Here is a 16,132-nt window from a genome sequence, read left to right as displayed (position 1 = left end):
CAAATCTTACATCTTCGGCAGGATCACCGCGTCGACGACATGGATGACGCCGTTCGACTGCTTGACGTCGGCGATGGTGACGGTCGAGACGCCGCCGTTCTCGTCGGTCAGCGTCACCTTGCCGTCGGCGGCCTTGGCCTTCAGCGTGCAACCACCGACCGTCGGCACGTCATGCTCGCCGCCGTCATCGGCGATCATCTTGACGAGCGCATCCGACATCACGGCCTTGCCGACCACGTGGCAGGTCAGAACCTTGGTGAGCTGGTCCTTGTTCTCAGGCTTCAGCAGATTGTCGACGGTGCCGGCCGGCAGCTTGGCGAAGGCTTCGTTCGTCGGGGCGAAGACAGTGAAGGGGCCGGCACCCGAGAGGGTCTCAACCAGGCCCGCCGCCTTCACGGCAGCGACCAAGGTCGTGTGATCCTTGGAGTTCACGGCGTTTTCGACGATGTTCTTGGTCTCGAGCATTTCACCGCCGCCGACCATCGGATTGGCGGCATAGACAGCGACGGAGCCGGCGAGCAGGGCGGCGGTGATTGCGAGCGGGCGAATGGCGATCTTGAACATTTTCGGTTTCCTCTGTCCTTGGTGTTCTTGAACGCGTCCTGACGGTTCGGGCCGCCGGACGCCTGAGTGGGATCCCTCTATCGGGGACACCACCAAGGACGGACCGCTTCGAAAACAAGTTTCAGAAACGGCGAGAAAATTCTCGCCGCTCTCTCATCTCTTTGATTTGAATGGAAACTTTTAGTCGATCACGGATGAACAGGGCCAACGGCCAGCACCGGACCGGTCGCCTTTCCGGTCGGCGAACCGCCAAACGGCTCGAGGCTGACGGCGAGCACCACGCCTTCCGCCAACCGTGCGCGCAGGGCTTCGGGCACCGCGATTTCACCCTGACCCGTCTGCGGCAAGACACCGAGCGAGATCGGCGGCTGCTCGCCCTCGACCAGCCACAACTCCAGCGATTTCTGTTCCGCACCACCGGCCGCGACCGGCGTCACCGCCAGTTGGCCCGAGCGCTGGTCGTAGCTCGCGAGAAGTGCGATGTGGCTCTGCTCGCCAGACAGCTCGGCCGTCAACCGCGTCGCTGCCGGCTGCGGCCGCAAGGCGGGTGCCCATTGCAGACCGGCCACCAAAGCCAGACCGCCGAGCGAGGCGAAGGTCAGGCCACGCCAGAGCCAGAGCGCGTTCCACAGCCCGCGCGGCGCAGCACCCTCCGCGGTCACCGGAAACAGTCGCTGCTCGATCTTGCCGAACAGCTGATCCGGCGGCGACACCTCGGCGTAGTCGTCGTTGAACTGGACGAGATTGGCCTCCCAGCGACGCACGACTTCGGCGAACTGCCGGTCGTGGCGCAGGCGCGCCTCGACCTCGGCGCGCTCGGGCATGCCGAGAACGCCGAGGACATATTCCCCGGCGAGGACCTCGTCCCGCGATCTGTCACCCTTGCTCTGGTCGGGCGTGCTCATCCATGCATTCTCTCAGTTTCAAAAGGCTGCGTCGCAGCCATGTGCGCATCGTGTTCAACGGAACCGCGAATGTGTCGGCCAGTTCCTGGTAGGACAGTCCTTCGACGTAGGCCTGACGGACGGCGCGCGCCCGGTCAGGATCCAATGCCTCCATGCATGTGTCAATGCGTGCGCCCTCGGAACGCAGCATCGCCGTCTGTTCAGGGTCGGGTCCGAGATCGGCGAGCTCTTCCGCCGCCTCCAGATCCTCGCTCTCCGGCCGTCTCGCCCGCAAGCGGTCGATACAGCGATAGCGCGTAATGGCGCAAAGCCATCCATAGGCGTTCATGCCATCGCCCGAATAGCTGCCAGCCTTGTCCCAGATCCGGACGAAGACATCCTGCAATGCCTCTTCGGCATCACCCCTGTCCTTCAACATACGAAGGCAGATGGCAAAAAGTTTCGGCGCGAGCTTCTGATAGAGCCGCGAAAACGCCGAACGGTCGCGAAGGGCCACACGGGCCAGCAGCTCGCCGATGTCGTCGCGTTCCATGATACCCCCGTATTCCAGTGGCAGCTGATTTAGGGCGGCAATCTGTTTCTGCAATGCGACAGGATGAAGATGCATGTCACCAGCCGCTTATATTCCGCGACGATTATTCCATCGCGGCGACACATGCGCTAAAAGGCCGCGATCCATAGCGAGGTTTCCCATGTCAGCGTCCGAAAGCGAAATTCAGGCCCGCCTTCTCGTTCAGGCCCTGCCCTTCATGCAGCGCTACGAGAACAAGACCATCGTGGTCAAATATGGCGGTCATGCCATGGGCAATCCCGAGCTCGGCAAGGCCTTTGCCGCCGATATCGCGCTTTTGAAACAGTCCGGCGTCAACCCGATCGTCGTTCACGGCGGCGGCCCGCAGATCGGCGCCATGCTCGCCAAGATGGGCATCGAATCGCGCTTCGAAAACGGCCTGCGCGTCACCGACCAGAAGACGGTCGAGATCGTCGAAATGGTTCTCGCCGGCTCGATCAACAAGGAAATCGTTGCCCTGATCAACCAGACCGGCGAATGGGCGATCGGGCTCTGCGGCAAGGACGGCAACATGGTCTTTGCCGAAAAGGCGCAGAAGAAGGTCCGCGATCCCGATAGCAATATCGAGCGCGTGCTCGATCTCGGCTTCGTCGGTGAAGTGGTCGAGGTCGACCGCACTCTGCTCGACCTGCTCGCCCGCTCGGAAATGATCCCGGTCATCGCCCCGGTCGCTCCCGGCCGCGACGGCGCCACCTACAATATCAACGCCGACACCTTTGCCGGTGCGATTGCCGGCGCGCTCAATGCCTCGCGCCTGCTCTTCCTCACCGACGTGCCCGGCGTGCTCGACAAAAACGGCAACCTGATCAAGGAGCTGTCGGTTGCCGAGGCCCACGCGCTGATCAAGGACGGCACCATCTCCGGCGGCATGATCCCGAAGGTCGAGACCTGCATCGACGCGATCAAGGCCGGCGTCCAGGGCGTCGTCATCCTCAACGGCAAGACCGCCCATTCGGTCCTGCTCGAGCTCTTCACCGAAACCGGCGCCGGCACGCTTCTGGTGCCCTGAGGTTCAAAATCCCCTTGCCGGTCACTCGACCGGCAGGGGCCTTTCCTGCACCGCCGGCCCCGCATGGGCGCGCATCATCAGCACGGCGATCAGCACCAGCCCGTAACCCCCAAAATTATAAAACAGTCCCGTTGCCAGCGCATGGATATAGGCCGCGTGATTGGCGACGCCTGCCGCCACGCTTTTCGCTAGATCGGCAAAGAAGATCTGGCTGACAATGGCGATGCCGAGCGCGCTTCCCACCTGCTGGATCGCCTGCAGCGCGCCGGAGCCTGAACCGGCGTCATGCGGCGGCACGCCTGCCAGCACCAGCTGGAACATCGGCGCAATCGCAATCCCCATGCCAAGCCCGCTCAAAAGCAGCCAGGGCAGCAGCGCCACACGGTCGGCGACGTCGCCAAAGCCCAGGACCTGATAGCGCAGCGCCGCCATGCCGACGATCACCATCAGCACACCCCCGACGACTCGCAGGCGCGGCGTGATATTGCCGAGCCGCCCCGAGATCAGCGAGGCGACGAAGATCCCCGACGAAAACGGCACCGTGGTCAGGCCTGACTGCAGCGGCGTGAAGCCAAAACCCTGCTGCAGGAACATCGCAAAGGTCAGGAAGAAACCCGGCAGCGTCGAGAAGAAGGTCGCCGTCATCAGCGTGCCGATGACATAGTTGCGGTTGGTCATCAGATTGAGCGGCAGCAGTTCCGGCCCCTTGGTCCGGTGCTGGCGACGCTCCCAGAGGGCAAATGCGACGGCGAACGGCACCGAAAGCGCCAGCATGGCGAAACACCAGGCCGGCCAGCCGAAGCCGCGCCCCTCGATCAGCGGGAAGATGACACAGAAGATCGCGAGACCCGCGAGCAGGATGCCGCCGAAATCGTTCTTCAATCCCGGCCGCACGGGCAGTGCCGGAATGAGGCGGGAGCCGAGCAGGATAGCAATCAGGCCAATCGGAATATTGATGAGAAAAATCGGTCGCCAGCCGAGCCCGAAGAGATCCATGCTGATCAACCAGCCGCCGAGCAGCGGGCCGGAGACGGAGGCAAGCCCGGCGCTGAGGCCAAACAGCGAAAAGGCCGCCGCCCGCTCTTTTGGCGGAAACATCATCTGCGCAATCGCCAGCACCTGCGGCGTCATCACAGCAGCGCCTGCCCCCTGCAGCAGGCGCGCCAGAATCAGGCTGTTGATGCCGGGCGCAAGGCCACACAGCAGCGAGGCGAAGGTGAAGGCGCCGACCCCCGCCAGAAACACCCGTTTCTTGCCGCGCACGTCCCCCAGCCGTCCGAAGGGCAGAAGCCCCAAGGCAAAGACCAGCACGTAACCGGCCACCACCCATTCAATCTGGCTCGACGTCGCCCCCAGCCCCGACTGCAGGCTCGGCAGCGCGACATTGACGATGGTGACATCGAGCAGATTCATGAAATTCGCCAGCATCATCACGGCAAGCGCCGTCCAGCGCTTCGGATAGGCATGCTCGGATGCGGGCGTGCCGAGTGTGTTCGAGGCGGTCATGGATGTCTCCGGGCGTGGCGTTCGCGGTGTCTTGGATGTATCGCGCGGGAAAAAAAGCGCAAATGGTTTTGCGGGTCTCTACGCAGATGCCCCTCATCCGCCTGCCGGCACCTTCTCCCAGCAGGCGGGGAGAAGGCAGGGTGAGGGGCAAAAGCCACGAATTCCGACGCCAGCGGCGCGCCACCTCCCCCCATGTGCGGGAGGACGGAAAATCGAAGGCTTGAGGTCCGCGCAAGCCGCCTAAACTCAGATTTTCCCGGAGAGGGGCACGGTTCCGTTGGCACTCCCCTCACCAATTCCTCTCACAGCCTTCGCGCGGCGTCGCGCTTGCGGCCTTTGCCCCTCATCCGCCCTTCGGGCACCTTCTCCCCGCTCGCGGGGAGAAGGCCGAGGCGGCCACCGCTGGCGCCCCCTCTCCCCGCTCGCGGGGAGAGGGTAGGGTGAGGGGCAAAGGTCACAAACTCTGTCCCCGGCGGTTCGCTCCCGTTCCCCCCAACGGGAGACGAGAAAAGCTGCAAATCGCCGAAAAAAGGGGGACGACTTCCAGACATTTCCCAACGAAATCAAACCCGCACACATTTTTTCATCCCCGCCCATTTTCACTCTCATAGAATCAATGCTGTCCCGCCCTCGGATACACCTGACGATGCGATGTCAGGCGAGGCGGGGCCGGCGCCGGGATGGAGGGTTGTCGCAGATCCAAGATCCCGGCCCGCTGCAACGGTCTCCCTCCGGACGTGGGGCTGGATACAAAGGTGACGGGGTCGGATGCCTCTTCACCGGATACCCCGATCGGAAGGACGTGCCTCAGAGGCACACAGACAAGGCGCCTGTGCCGTCGCGAAGATCCCAGACGGCGGGGCGAACAAAACGGCGGGGATGAGGACCGAGGTCGCAAATGGCCAGACGATCATCCCCCGGGCGAGGGTCCCGGTCGGAATGGTGCACCATCCGGCGGGAACCTCCCGGGCCACCGGCCAGGCTCTGGCAGATACTCTTCGGAGGTGACTGCCGCAGCCGGACTCGCGCCCGGTCAATCCTCGGTCCTCGGGTCAAGCCCGAGGATGACGACGCCCGTCGCCGCCTTGCCAGAGAGACGCATGCAGCGGGACAAAACGCCGAACGAGGCGCCGGAAGGAGCCACACAATTCCTTAGACAGGTTGCTTCTGGCGCCTCGTCCGAGACAAGCATGAAACCGACCCGGAGGGAGATGATCCCGACCGGCGGCGACGCTTGGGGTTTTTGACAGTTTCCATATGCCGGCTGCCAGGCGCCGCGAGCTTGCCGACACGCTGGCAGATCCTCGGGACGAAGCCCGAGGATGACGATCGCGGAGAGGGCGGGTATCCTCCGCAAGCGTCGCAACACTCAGAAACGCAGGCGGGGACACTGGACCCATCCCACATGCCGTCATCCTCGGGCTTCGTCCCGAGGATCTGCCGAGGGTTCGTTCCGCACTTGGGTTGTGGTGGATGACAGCCTCACCGAGCCCCCCTCTTGCGAAATCTGAGGTTTGGCCCTGATCGGGCCAATTCCTCGATTTCGCTTTCTCCCCCGCAAGGAGGGAGAAGGACCCCTCACACCAAAACCAGCAACAGCACCCCGAGCACGATCAGCCCACAGCCCGCCACCTCCAGCCGGTTGATCCGCTCCTTGAAGAATAGGACCGAGGAAGCGAAGGTGAAGAGCATTTCCACCTGGGCCAGCGCCTTGACCACCGCCACCTGCTGCAGCGTCATGGCGATGAACCAGCCGAAGGAAGCGGTGGCGCCGACGAAGCCGACCAGGGTGCTGATCGTCCAGGCGGCACGGATGCGGGAGAGTTCCGCCCGGTCGCGCCACAGCATCCAGGCGAGCATCGAGCCCGTCTGCACGACGATGACCACGCAGAGCGTATAGCCCGCCTGCATCACCGCATCGGGCGCCGGCAAGGTCGGGGCGAGCGACAGCGAGGCGGCGCGGTAGGCGGTGCCGGAGAGGCCGAAAAACAGGCCGGAGGCGAGGCCGATCAGGGCCGTGCGGCTCAACACCGAAGTGACCAGAGCGGCGGGCGTGAGCGTGGTGCGGGCGACCGAGATCAGCATGACGCCGACGATCGAGACGAGGATGGCGGCAAAGGTGCCGGCGGTGATCGTTTCGCCGAAAAGCACCAGGGCGATCAGCGCCGCCTGGGCCGGCTCGGTGCGGGAATAGGCGGTGCCGACGGCGAAGTTGCGAAACGAGAAGAGATGCACCAGCAGGAAGGTCGCGGCGATCTGGGCGAGCGCGCCGACCACCGCCCAGCCGGCAAAGACGAGGCCGGGCACCGGCAGCGGCCGGTCGAAGCCGAGATTGAGGATGGCAAGATAGAGGAAGGCGAAGGGCAGGCCGAAGCCGAAGCGCACGAAGGTGGCACCCGTGGTGCCCATGCGGCTCTTCAGATGTTTCTGCAGGACGGAACGCATGTTCTGCAGGAAGGCGGCACCGATGGTGATGATGGCCCAGAATTCCATGGGGATCGATCCGGAAAGATGTGCAGGCGTCATGGACGCTGCGGGGGATGACGCGTGAGCGGAGGAAATGGCCCGGGGGCCCGCGGATCAGGCCGTGCGGTGGCGGATCGTGCCGGACGTGACGGGATGGAAACGGCATGGCAGGCGTTTGCGATCCTGGAGGATCACACCGTTCTTTGCGGTCCGGATCGATATCTTGCTCGCCATGACGCAGAAATAGCACTTCCCGAAGCGGCGACCAATCCTATTTCCTCGCAAGCCCGTTCGTGCCGGTGGCTCACGCCCCGGCCCCCGTTGCATCCGCTGCGGCTTCTGCCATAAGGACCCGATGACCCAAGCTCGCAAACGCCCCTCGCCCGAAGATTTCGCCCATGTGCGGGACTGGGTCTTCGACCTCGACAACACGCTCTACCCGCATCACATCAACCTCTTCGCGCAGATCGACAAAAACATGACCGCCTTCGTGGCCGAGCTGCTGCAGGTCGATCCGGTCGAGGCGAAGGTGCTGCAGAAGCGCTATTACCACGAACACGGCACGACGCTGGCCGGTCTGATGCTGCATCACAAGGTCGATCCCAACGCCTTCCTGGAAAAGGCCCATGCGATCGACTATTCGATGCTGCTGCCCGACGAGGCGCTCGGCAATGCCATCAAGCGCCTGCCGGGGCGGAAATTCATCTTCACCAATGGCACGGTGGCGCATGCTGAGGATGCGGCCCGCGCGCTCGGCATTCTCGACCATTTCGACGACATCTTCGACATCGTCGCGGCCGATTACGTGCCGAAGCCGGCGGGGGCGACATACGACAAGTTCGCGAGCCTCAACCGGATCGACACGAAGCGGGCCGCCATGTTCGAGGACCTGCCGCGCAATCTGGAAGTGCCGAAGGCATTGGGCATGAAGACCGTGCTCCTGGTCCCGCGCAATCTGGAGACGGCGCTGCTCGAAACCTGGGAGCGGGTGGAGCATATCGACGGCGACAGCGTCGACTACATGACGGATGATCTCGCCGGGTTCCTGGGCCGGATCTTGGGTGATGTCGACTGAGTTTAGCGGAAGCTTACGAAAGTTTCATGCGCCTTACCGATCGTTAAGTAGGTCGATCAAGCACGGTGCCCTAGGGTTCTTTCATCGACACAGTCATTGAAAGGACCACAGATGAACGGCAAAACCATCACCCTGGCGACCCTTGCCGCGTCCCTCCTGATCGGCACCACAGCCGGCGGCGCTTTCGCCCAGGATCGCGGCGACCGGCGCGGTCCGCCCCGCGGCGGCCCGGAAGTCATGTTCGTCCGCATGCTGCAGCAGTTCGACACCAACAAGGACGGCAAGATCGAAAAGGCCGAAGCGACGGCTGCAAGCGAAGCCCTGTTCACCCAGATCGATGCCGACAATGACGGCTCGATCACCCCGGGCGAGATGCGCAAGCATCGCCAGGCCATGCGGGCCGAAATGCAGAAGGCCCGTGCCGAGATGAAGGCGGACACGCCGCCCGCTCCGGGTGACGAAGCCGCAGCACCGCCACCGCCGCCGGGCAACGCCCCGCCGCGCGACATGGCTGATGCCGGCCCCGACGCCATGATGCAGGACGACATGGCGGGCGGTCCCCGCCACCAGGGCAAGCATCACGACGGCAAGCGCCATGGCTGGCACAATGAACGGGCTGAACGCGGCGAAGGGCGGCGGGAGCACGGCATGGGCGGGCCGGCCCGCATGATGCGGGTGGCCGACAAGGACGAAAACGGCCAGATCAGCAAGGCTGAAGCCGTGGCCATGGGCGACCGGATGTTCGAGCGCATGGACCGAAACAAGGACGGCGTGATCAGCGTCGACGATATGCCCAAGCGGCCGGTGATGTTCCGCTAAGTCGACCCGGTCCCGAATACGAGATGAGCAACTCTCGAGCGGCCCCTTATGGGGCCGCTTCTGCGTCGAGATCGTAGAAATCGGCGATGATCTGCCAGGCTTCCTCCGCCGTTTCGGCAAAATGCAGCAGTTGCAGATCCTCGGGCGCGATGGTGCCGAAGGTGGCGAGCGCCTCGAAATTGATGATGTCGTGCCAGAAGGCTTTCGAGAAGAGGATCAGCGGGATCGGCGCCATGCGCTTGGTCTGGATCAGCGTCACGGCTTCAAAGAACTCGTCCAGCGTGCCGAAGCCGCCGGGAAAGATGGTGATCGCCTTGGCGCGCATCAGAAAATGCATCTTGCGGATGGCGAAATAGTGGAAGTTGAAGCTGAGTTCGGGCGTGACATAGGGGTTCGGCGCCTGCTCATGCGGCAGCACGATGTTGAGGCCGATCGAGGGCGCGCCGACATCGGCGGCACCGCGATTGCCCGCTTCCATGACGCCCGGGCCACCGCCGGTGACGACGACATATTCGTGGTAGTCGCTGGCTTTGGATTGGTTGGAGCAGAGCTGGGCAAAGCGGCGGGCCTGGTCGTAATAGATCGAGGCGTTCTCCAGGTTCTTCTTCTGGATATCGTTCTTCGCCGCCCAGGCGGCCTCGCCGGGGGCGGGAATGCGCGCGCCGCCGAACATGACCACCGTCGACTTGATGTTGCGCTCGGTGAGGATCATCTCGGTTTTCAGCAATTCCAGCTGCAGACGGACCGGACGCAGTTCCTCGCGGCAGAGGAATTCCTCGTCGACATAGGCGAGCGTGTAGGAGGACGAGGCGGATTGCGGCGTGCGCGGGATGACCTTCGCGGTCTGGCGATCGGTCGATGAGTCCTTCAGCGGATCCCAGGACCCGTCCTTGCGCCGATGCTTGCCGTTTTTCAGTCTCGCCATGCTTGTTCCTTTCCGACGCGCAAGGCCGCCCGACGCTGTTTTCATGCAGCGACTTATGCGCTAGAGCTTTGCGCGAATTTTCGATCAGGTCCTGATCGCTTCCATCCTCAAGGTTAGACAACGAAGTTTAAGGAATTCAGATGAGCGCCTCCGATCTCACCCAGCTCGAACACGTCATCGAAGCGGCCTTCGACAACCGCGACACGGTGTCGACCGCCACCAAGGGCGAGATCCGCGATGCCGTGGACGCGGCCCTCGACCTGCTCGACAGCGGCAAGGCCCGCGTTGCGACCCGCGGCGAAGACGGGACCTGGACGGTGCATCAGTGGCTGAAGAAGGCCGTGCTCCTCTCCTTCCGCCTGAACGACATGGACGTCGTCAAGGGCGGCCCTGGCGCCTCGACCTGGTGGGACAAGGTGCCGTCGAAGTTCGAAGGCTGGGGCGAAAACCAGTTCCGTGCCGCTGGCTTCCGCGCCGTGCCGAATGCCGTCGTGCGCCGCTCGGCCTATATCGCGCCGAACGCCATCCTGATGCCCTCTTTCGTCAACCTCGGCGCCTATGTCGGCGAAGGCACCATGGTCGACACCTGGGCGACCGTCGGCTCCTGCGCGCAGATCGGCAAGCATGTGCATCTTTCGGGCGGCGTCGGCATCGGCGGCGTTCTGGAGCCGATGCAGGCCGGCCCGACGATCATCGAGGACAACTGCTTCATCGGCGCCCGTTCGGAAGTCGTCGAAGGCTGCATCATCCGTGAAGGCTCGGTGCTCGGCATGGGCGTGTTCATCGGCAAGTCGACCAAGATCGTCGACCGCGCCACCGGCGAAGTGACCTATGGCGAAGTGCCGCCCTACTCCGTCGTCGTCGCGGGTTCGATGGGCAGCGACAAAGTGATGCCGAACGGCGTTGCGGCTCCGCATCTCTACTGCGCCGTGATCGTCAAGCGCGTCGATGCGCAGACCCGCTCGAAGACCGGCATCAACGAATTGCTGCGCGATTAACCCTATGACGGGGCGCCGGTTCCGATCGGCGCCTCTCCTCCTCGGTCCGGCTGCGCGACATTTCGGCCGCGGCATGCGAGATGACACCGCCCTGCCCTTGGGCTAAGTCTCGACACGGACGAATTGATCACCGATGCCCAGCCCAGATTGACCGACATGAACGCCAGCAGCCCCGTCGAAGTTCTTCAAGCCCTTATCCGCTGCCCCTCCGTCACGCCGGCCGAAGGCGGGGCGCTCACGGTGCTCGAAAACCTGCTGAAACCGCTGGGCTTTACCGTCGACCGGATGGTCGAGCGCGACGTTGATACCCCCGACATCGAGAATCTGTACGCCCGCGCCGGCACGGATGGCCCGCATCTGATGTTTGCCGGGCACAGCGACGTGGTGCCCGTGGGCGACGAAGCCGACTGGTCGGCCGGACCGTTTTCCGGCGAGGTGCGCGACGGCATGCTGTTCGGCCGTGGCGCCGTCGACATGAAGGGCGGGATTGCCTGCTTCATCGCGGCCTATGCGCGGCTGGTGGAAGCCGGGAAGGTGCCGAAGGGCTCGGTGTCGCTGCTGATCACCGGCGACGAAGAGGGACCGGCGGTCAATGGCACCGTGAAGCTGCTCGAATGGGCGGCTGCGCGCGGCGAGCGCTGGGATGCCTGCCTGGTGGGCGAGCCGACCAATCCGGATACGCTGGGCGACATGATCAAGATCGGCCGGCGCGGCTCGGTTTCGGGCACGGTGACGGTGAAGGGCGTGCAAGGCCATGCCGCCTATCCGCATCTCGCCGACAATCCGGTGCGCGGTGCGCTGTCACAGGCGAAAAGCCTGATGTTCCCGGCCTTCGACGAGGGCACGGAAAACTTCCAGCCGTCGAACCTCGAAGTGACCTCGATCGATGTCGGCAATGCCGCGACCAATGTGATTCCGGCCACGGCCCGCTTCAAGTTCAACATCCGCTTCAACGACCATTGGGACGCCGACAGCGTCAAGGCCGAGATCCTGCGGCGTCTGGATGCGGCCGCCGTCGATCCCGAGCTTCGGCCGGGTCGTGCGGCGATCGCCTATGAGATGGTGTGGTCGGAGCGGCCGAGCCATGTGTTCCTGACGCGCAGCAACAGCCTGATTTCGTCACTATCGGGCGCCATCGAAACGGTCACGGGCCGTACGCCGAAGCTCTCGACCACCGGCGGCACGTCGGATGCGCGATTCATCAAGGACTATTGCCCTGTCGTGGAATTCGGGCTCGTGGGCCAGACCATGCATATGGTGGACGAGCGTGTTTCCGTCGCCGACCTGGAAACGCTGACGGTGATCTACCAGACCTTCATCGAGCAGTGGTTCGCCCATGCCAACGCTTAAGGAAATCGAGATCTACCTGAAGGGCCTGTGGCTGCTGGTGAAGCAGGATCCGGCCGGCTTTTCTCATCTCGATTTTTCCGATCGGGGCGCCGCGCGCTCCTTCTGGTCAATCGCCTGGGCCCTGCCGGCGATCCTTTTGTCTTTCGCCTGGTGGCGTGTGCTGTTCCTCGAAGGACAGGCCACGGGCACTGCGACCGGTCCCCTCTTCTTTTTCCGGCTGACCCTGGTGGAAGCGGCAAACTGGCTCGTGCCGGTGATCCTGCTCGGCGTCTTGTGCTGGATGGTGGGGCTCGGCGAGAAATTCGCTTCCCTTGTGGTGGTGATCAACTGGCTGGCGCTACCGGCGTCCTATGCCTATGGCGTGCTGGTGCTGATCATGATGCTGTTGCCCGGCCTCAGCGGACTGGTGGCGCTTTTGTGGTTCCTGCTGATGGTGACGCTAATCGCCATCCTCTTCCGGATCGTCCGAATGATCGTCGGGGATCACCTGCTGACCATTTCCACCATCGTGATGGTGGTGTTGGTGCCGTCGATGATCCTGGCGGAACTGCTGGAACGCTATCTCGGCGTTTATCCCGGGTGAAGCCTTTCTTCCCTCAAGTCTGGACGCAACGTCGTTTCAGACTTTTGACGGCCTACCCATGTAGCGTCGGCTCTACCACCTGTTGACGATCGAAATAGCCTCTAAGCCACTGATTCAAATCGGTTTATGCGACCCCGTTAGGGTCTGTACGGGCGATAGCAATTTTCTCTTGATTGGGTTACGTTGTATTTCAATGAAATACGGAGCTCTTGGCCATGTTGAAGAACGAGAAGACGCAGGTCTCCTTGCGCCTGCCATCTCCCTTGGTTGCCAAATTCGATGAAATCGCGAGGCTCCTTGATCGGGATCGGACTTGGGTGATGCAGAAAGCCCTCGGCCAATATCTGGCAGGTGAAGGCGCTGACGTTCTTCGGGATGCCCAAGGCATCGCTGAACTGGATAGCGGCGAAAGTGTCGATCTCGAAGACGTGCTTGATAAGGCTCGAACGATCGTTGCTGCAGCCGAGTACCGTCGCAGCCAACGGGCCGGTTGATGCCTCCTGTCCGTTTATCCAAGAGTGCAGAACGCTGGTTCCTCAACAAGATTATAGAACTTGCTGAGGTGAACCCCGCTGCTGCCAGAAAGCTCATTGAGCGTCTGGAGAAGCAGAAGGACCTCCTTTCGTCCTTCCCGCAAATGACCGAGAAAGGCGTTTTGGAAGGTACACGCAAAGTGAGCATGCCGCCGCTGGTCCTCACGATCCGCGCACGCGACGGCATGGTTGAAATCGCGGCAATAAGAGACGCACGGCAGAAGGACGCATACACGCCTGCCGAACTTGCTGCCGACTATGACAATGGTGATGACGAGGACAACGAGGATACGTATAGCGGCGCCACGAAGCCAGGGCCTCGGCCATGAATGGCTTGTCAGTGGGTAGCCAATACGAAAGCCGACCGTGATTTGGCCGAGACAGGAAGTGGGGGGTACTCTTCGTCGATAGACGCGTGGTTCTGGCACAAGGTATTCGCAGCCGAGCAGTCTCTGCGCAAAGACATTGGGAATGCCGTTAGCTGGCAGTGCCTCAGATATCCGGCTGCGGCTCGTCGCCGGGATAATCCACACGCATGAAATAAAGCCCCTCCGGGGGCGCCACTGGGCCGCAGGCGGCGCGGTCGCGGGCTTCGAGGGCTGCGCGCACATCTGCAGGCGTCATCTTGCCCTCGCCGGCCAGCTTCAGCGTCCCGGCAAAGGAACGGATCTGGTTGTGCAGGAAACTCTGGGCGCTGGCGCGGATCTCGATGAGGTCACGACGACGGGTGACGTCCAGACGGTCGAGCGTGCGGACCGGGCTTGCCGCCTGGCAGTGGGCCGAGCGGAAGGTGGTGAAATCGTGGTGGCCGACAAGCTGCTGGGCGGCCGCGTGCATGGCCTCGTGATCAAGCGGCTTTGGCACCCACCAGGCGCGGTTTGCCTCCAGTGCCAAACGGGCCGGCCGGTTGATGATGCGGTAGAGATAATGGCGGCGGAGTGCCGAGAAACGCGCGTCGAAATCATCGGGCGCGGCTTGGACGTCGATGATCGAGACCTGCTCGCCGGCCTGGGCCAGATGGGCGTTGAGCGCATTGCGCAGCTTGTAGGGCACCCAGGCACGGGAGAGATCGGCATGGATGACCTGGCCCATGGCATGCACGCCGGAATCGGTGCGGCCGGCGCCTCTGATGACGACGGTTTCGCCGGACAAAGAGAGGATTGCATTCTCAAGGGCCGACTGCACGGAATGGCCATTGTCCTGGCGCTGCCAGCCGACATAGGCGGTGCCGTCATATTCCACGATCATGCGGAAGCGAGGCATCAGGCGATCACCGTGCCCTTGAGGAGCGGCGTGCCGCGCAGGAAATCCTGCGCGTCTAGCGGCTTGCCACCGGCCTTCTGCAGGCGCACGAGGCTAATGGCACCGGTGCCGCAGGCGACGGTCATGGCATCGTCAAGGACCGTGCCGGGGGCGCCGAGATGACCATCTGCTGCGGCGAAATGCGAGGCGAGCAGCTTGACACGTTCCGGCTTGCCGCCGACCTCGATCTCGGTCCAGGCGCCCGGGAAAGGAGCCAGACCCCGGATATGGTCATGGACCTCCTTCGCGGGCCGAGAGAAGTCGACGCGGGTTTCGGCCTTGTCGATCTTGGCGGCGTAGAGCACGCCCTCTTCCGGCTGGGATACCGTTTTGAGCGTGCCCTTTTCGAGGTGCGCCATAGCCTCGACCATGGCCTCGGCGCCGACGACGCTCAAGGCATCATGCAGCTCGCCGCCGGTCATGTCGGGGGCGATCGCGATCTTGCGGGTGAGCGCGACGGGGCCGGTGTCGAGGCCCTTGTCCATTTTCATCACCATCATGCCGGTCTCCGCATCGCCGGCCATGATGGCCCGCTGGATGGGGGCGGCACCGCGCCAGCGCGGCAGCAGCGAGGCATGTCCGTTGTAGCAGCCGAGCCGTGTGCCATCGAGGATCGCCTGCGGCAGAAGCAGGCCATAGGCGACGACGACGGCAACGTCGGCATCCAGTGCTGCAAACGCTTCGCGGTCGGCGGGGTCGCGGAAATTCAGCGGGTGGCGGACTTCGATGCCGAGCTCTTCGGCGGCCTGATGGACCGGGGATTTCTGCAGATCGAGGCCACGGCGGCCGCCGGGGCGGGGTGGCTGCGAATAGGCGGCGACGATCCGATGGCCGGCAGCGTGCAGCGCCTTGAGGGTGGCGACGGAGAAGGCCGGCGTTCCCATGAAAATGATGCGCAATGCCATATCGATCTCGCCTTCAGGAGGGAGCGGGCGGTCGCGCCGAAGCGCGGCCTCGGATCAGATCTTCTGCCGGGCAGCCTTTGTGAAGCGCTTGATCACCATCTCGCGCTTCAGGCGGGAGATATGGTCGATGAAGAGCACGCCGTCGAGATGGTCGATCTCGTGCTGCAGGCAGGTGGCGAGCAGGCCGTCGGCCTCGGTCGTCACTTCCTTGCCGGTGCGATCGAGCGAGGTCACGGTGATCGTGGCAGGGCGTTCGACTTCGGCGTAATAATCCGGGATCGACAGGCAGCCCTCTTCGTAGGTCGAGCGTTCATCGGAAGAGCGGATGATCTTCGGATTGATGAAGACGAGCGGTGTCGGCTCTTCGCCTTCCTTGGCGAGATCGATGACGAGCAGGCGACGGGGTACGCCGACCTGGATCGCGGCGAGCCCGATGCCGGGCGCCTCGTACATGGTCTCGAGCATGTCATCGACAAGCTGGTGCAGCTCGGAATCCACGCGCTCCACGGGTTGAGACACCTGGCGCAGCAGCGGATCGGGCAGGATTATGAGTGGCTTGATGGTCATGAGCCTCCCTTAGCGCAAGATCGAAAGGGAGGAAATCGGAAAATGCACCGAGAT

General features: G+C 63.4%; 17 protein-coding genes. 8 read left to right on the top strand and 9 right to left on the bottom strand.

What is annotated here, in order from left to right; translation table 11 throughout:
• Positions 1-6 precede the first annotated feature (6 nt).
• From ACT53S_RS01830 to ACT53S_RS01820, 3 genes are all read right to left on the bottom strand, one after another.
• The gene (locus ACT53S_RS01830; protein ID WP_476065725.1) at positions 7-564 is read right to left on the bottom strand and encodes a fasciclin domain-containing protein; all 558 of its coding nucleotides are present in this window, start codon (positions 562-564) and stop codon (positions 7-9) included.
• Between the two features lie 188 nt (positions 565-752).
• Positions 753-1,469 carry an anti-sigma factor gene (locus tag ACT53S_RS01825; protein WP_476065724.1) on the bottom strand — a complete coding sequence of 239 codons (717 nt, stop codon included), beginning with the start codon at positions 1,467-1,469 and terminating at the stop codon, positions 753-755.
• Entirely contained in the window at positions 1,441-2,001 is a 561-nt protein-coding gene (locus ACT53S_RS01820) for a sigma-70 family RNA polymerase sigma factor (protein ID WP_476065723.1), read from the bottom strand. Before ACT53S_RS01820 ends, ACT53S_RS01825 begins: the two co-directional genes overlap by 29 nt.
• A gap of 160 nt (positions 2,002-2,161) precedes the next feature.
• Between ACT53S_RS01820 and argB the strand changes: the two genes are divergently transcribed.
• Positions 2,162-3,049, top strand: a complete 888-nt coding sequence (gene argB, locus ACT53S_RS01815; protein ID WP_476065722.1) for an acetylglutamate kinase — start codon at positions 2,162-2,164, stop codon at positions 3,047-3,049.
• A gap of 21 nt (positions 3,050-3,070) precedes the next feature.
• Here the strand turns inward: argB and ACT53S_RS01810 are convergent, their stop codons facing one another.
• Both ACT53S_RS01810 and ACT53S_RS01805 read right to left on the bottom strand, forming a co-directional pair.
• Positions 3,071-4,555: a DHA2 family efflux MFS transporter permease subunit gene (locus ACT53S_RS01810; RefSeq protein WP_476065721.1), complete on the bottom strand. Its 1,485-nt coding sequence runs from the start codon at positions 4,553-4,555 to the stop codon at positions 3,071-3,073.
• A gap of 1,578 nt (positions 4,556-6,133) precedes the next feature.
• Positions 6,134-7,081, bottom strand: a complete 948-nt coding sequence (locus ACT53S_RS01805; RefSeq protein WP_476065720.1) for an EamA family transporter — start codon at positions 7,079-7,081, stop codon at positions 6,134-6,136.
• A 295-nt stretch (positions 7,082-7,376) separates the two neighbouring features.
• Here ACT53S_RS01805 and ACT53S_RS01800 point away from each other — a divergent pair, with 295 nt between their 5' ends.
• Together ACT53S_RS01800 and ACT53S_RS01795 are read left to right on the top strand one after the other, a co-directional pair.
• Positions 7,377-8,096 (top strand): pyrimidine 5'-nucleotidase, encoded by a 720-nt coding sequence (locus ACT53S_RS01800; protein ID WP_476065719.1) that lies wholly within the window; start codon positions 7,377-7,379, stop codon positions 8,094-8,096.
• Positions 8,097-8,207: 111 nt separating this feature from the next.
• Positions 8,208-8,915, top strand: a complete 708-nt coding sequence (locus ACT53S_RS01795) for a calcium-binding protein (protein WP_476065718.1) — start codon at positions 8,208-8,210, stop codon at positions 8,913-8,915.
• 46 nt (positions 8,916-8,961) lie between these two features.
• Here ACT53S_RS01795 and ACT53S_RS01790 read toward each other — a convergent pair whose 3' ends face one another.
• Positions 8,962-9,840 (bottom strand): LOG family protein, encoded by an 879-nt coding sequence (locus tag ACT53S_RS01790; protein ID WP_162750605.1) that lies wholly within the window; start codon positions 9,838-9,840, stop codon positions 8,962-8,964.
• Positions 9,841-9,980: 140 nt separating this feature from the next.
• Between ACT53S_RS01790 and dapD the strand changes: the two genes are divergently transcribed.
• From dapD to ACT53S_RS01765, 5 genes are all read left to right on the top strand, one after another.
• Positions 9,981-10,838, top strand: a complete 858-nt coding sequence (dapD, locus tag ACT53S_RS01785; RefSeq protein ID WP_476065717.1) for a 2,3,4,5-tetrahydropyridine-2,6-dicarboxylate N-succinyltransferase — start codon at positions 9,981-9,983, stop codon at positions 10,836-10,838.
• Positions 10,839-10,994: 156 nt separating this feature from the next.
• Positions 10,995-12,188: a succinyl-diaminopimelate desuccinylase gene (gene dapE / locus ACT53S_RS01780; RefSeq protein WP_476065716.1), complete on the top strand. Its 1,194-nt coding sequence runs from the start codon at positions 10,995-10,997 to the stop codon at positions 12,186-12,188.
• Positions 12,175-12,771, top strand: coding sequence for a hypothetical protein (locus tag ACT53S_RS01775; RefSeq protein WP_476065715.1), 597 nt, complete (start codon positions 12,175-12,177; stop codon positions 12,769-12,771). The genes dapE and ACT53S_RS01775 overlap by 14 nt, the downstream gene beginning before the upstream one ends.
• A 215-nt stretch (positions 12,772-12,986) precedes the next feature.
• On the top strand, positions 12,987-13,265 hold the full coding sequence (locus tag ACT53S_RS01770; RefSeq protein ID WP_476065714.1) for a CopG family ribbon-helix-helix protein: 279 nt from the start codon (positions 12,987-12,989) through the stop codon (positions 13,263-13,265).
• A complete protein-coding gene (locus tag ACT53S_RS01765; protein WP_476065713.1) occupies positions 13,265-13,633 on the top strand; it encodes a type II toxin-antitoxin system RelE/ParE family toxin in 369 nt (122 codons plus the stop codon). The genes ACT53S_RS01770 and ACT53S_RS01765 overlap by 1 nt, the downstream gene beginning before the upstream one ends.
• Positions 13,634-13,796: 163 nt before the next feature.
• Here the strand turns inward: ACT53S_RS01765 and truA are convergent, their stop codons facing one another.
• Genes truA through def form a run of 3 tightly spaced genes read right to left on the bottom strand, consistent with a single transcriptional unit; the run spans position 13,797 to position 16,078 of the window.
• Positions 13,797-14,567: a tRNA pseudouridine(38-40) synthase TruA gene (gene truA / locus ACT53S_RS01760; protein ID WP_476065712.1), complete on the bottom strand. Its 771-nt coding sequence runs from the start codon at positions 14,565-14,567 to the stop codon at positions 13,797-13,799.
• A complete protein-coding gene (gene fmt, locus ACT53S_RS01755) occupies positions 14,567-15,511 on the bottom strand; it encodes a methionyl-tRNA formyltransferase (RefSeq protein WP_476065711.1) in 945 nt (314 codons plus the stop codon). Before fmt ends, truA begins: the two co-directional genes overlap by 1 nt.
• 54 nt (positions 15,512-15,565) lie before the next feature.
• Positions 15,566-16,078 (bottom strand): peptide deformylase, encoded by a 513-nt coding sequence (def, locus tag ACT53S_RS01750; RefSeq protein WP_476065710.1) that lies wholly within the window; start codon positions 16,076-16,078, stop codon positions 15,566-15,568.
• Positions 16,079-16,132: the final 54 nt, after the last annotated feature.

It is taken from the genome of Allorhizobium sp. DMC15 (assembly GCF_056314065.1).
Note: the sequence above shows the minus strand (reverse complement) of the source record. Positions and strands in the feature narration are given on the sequence as shown.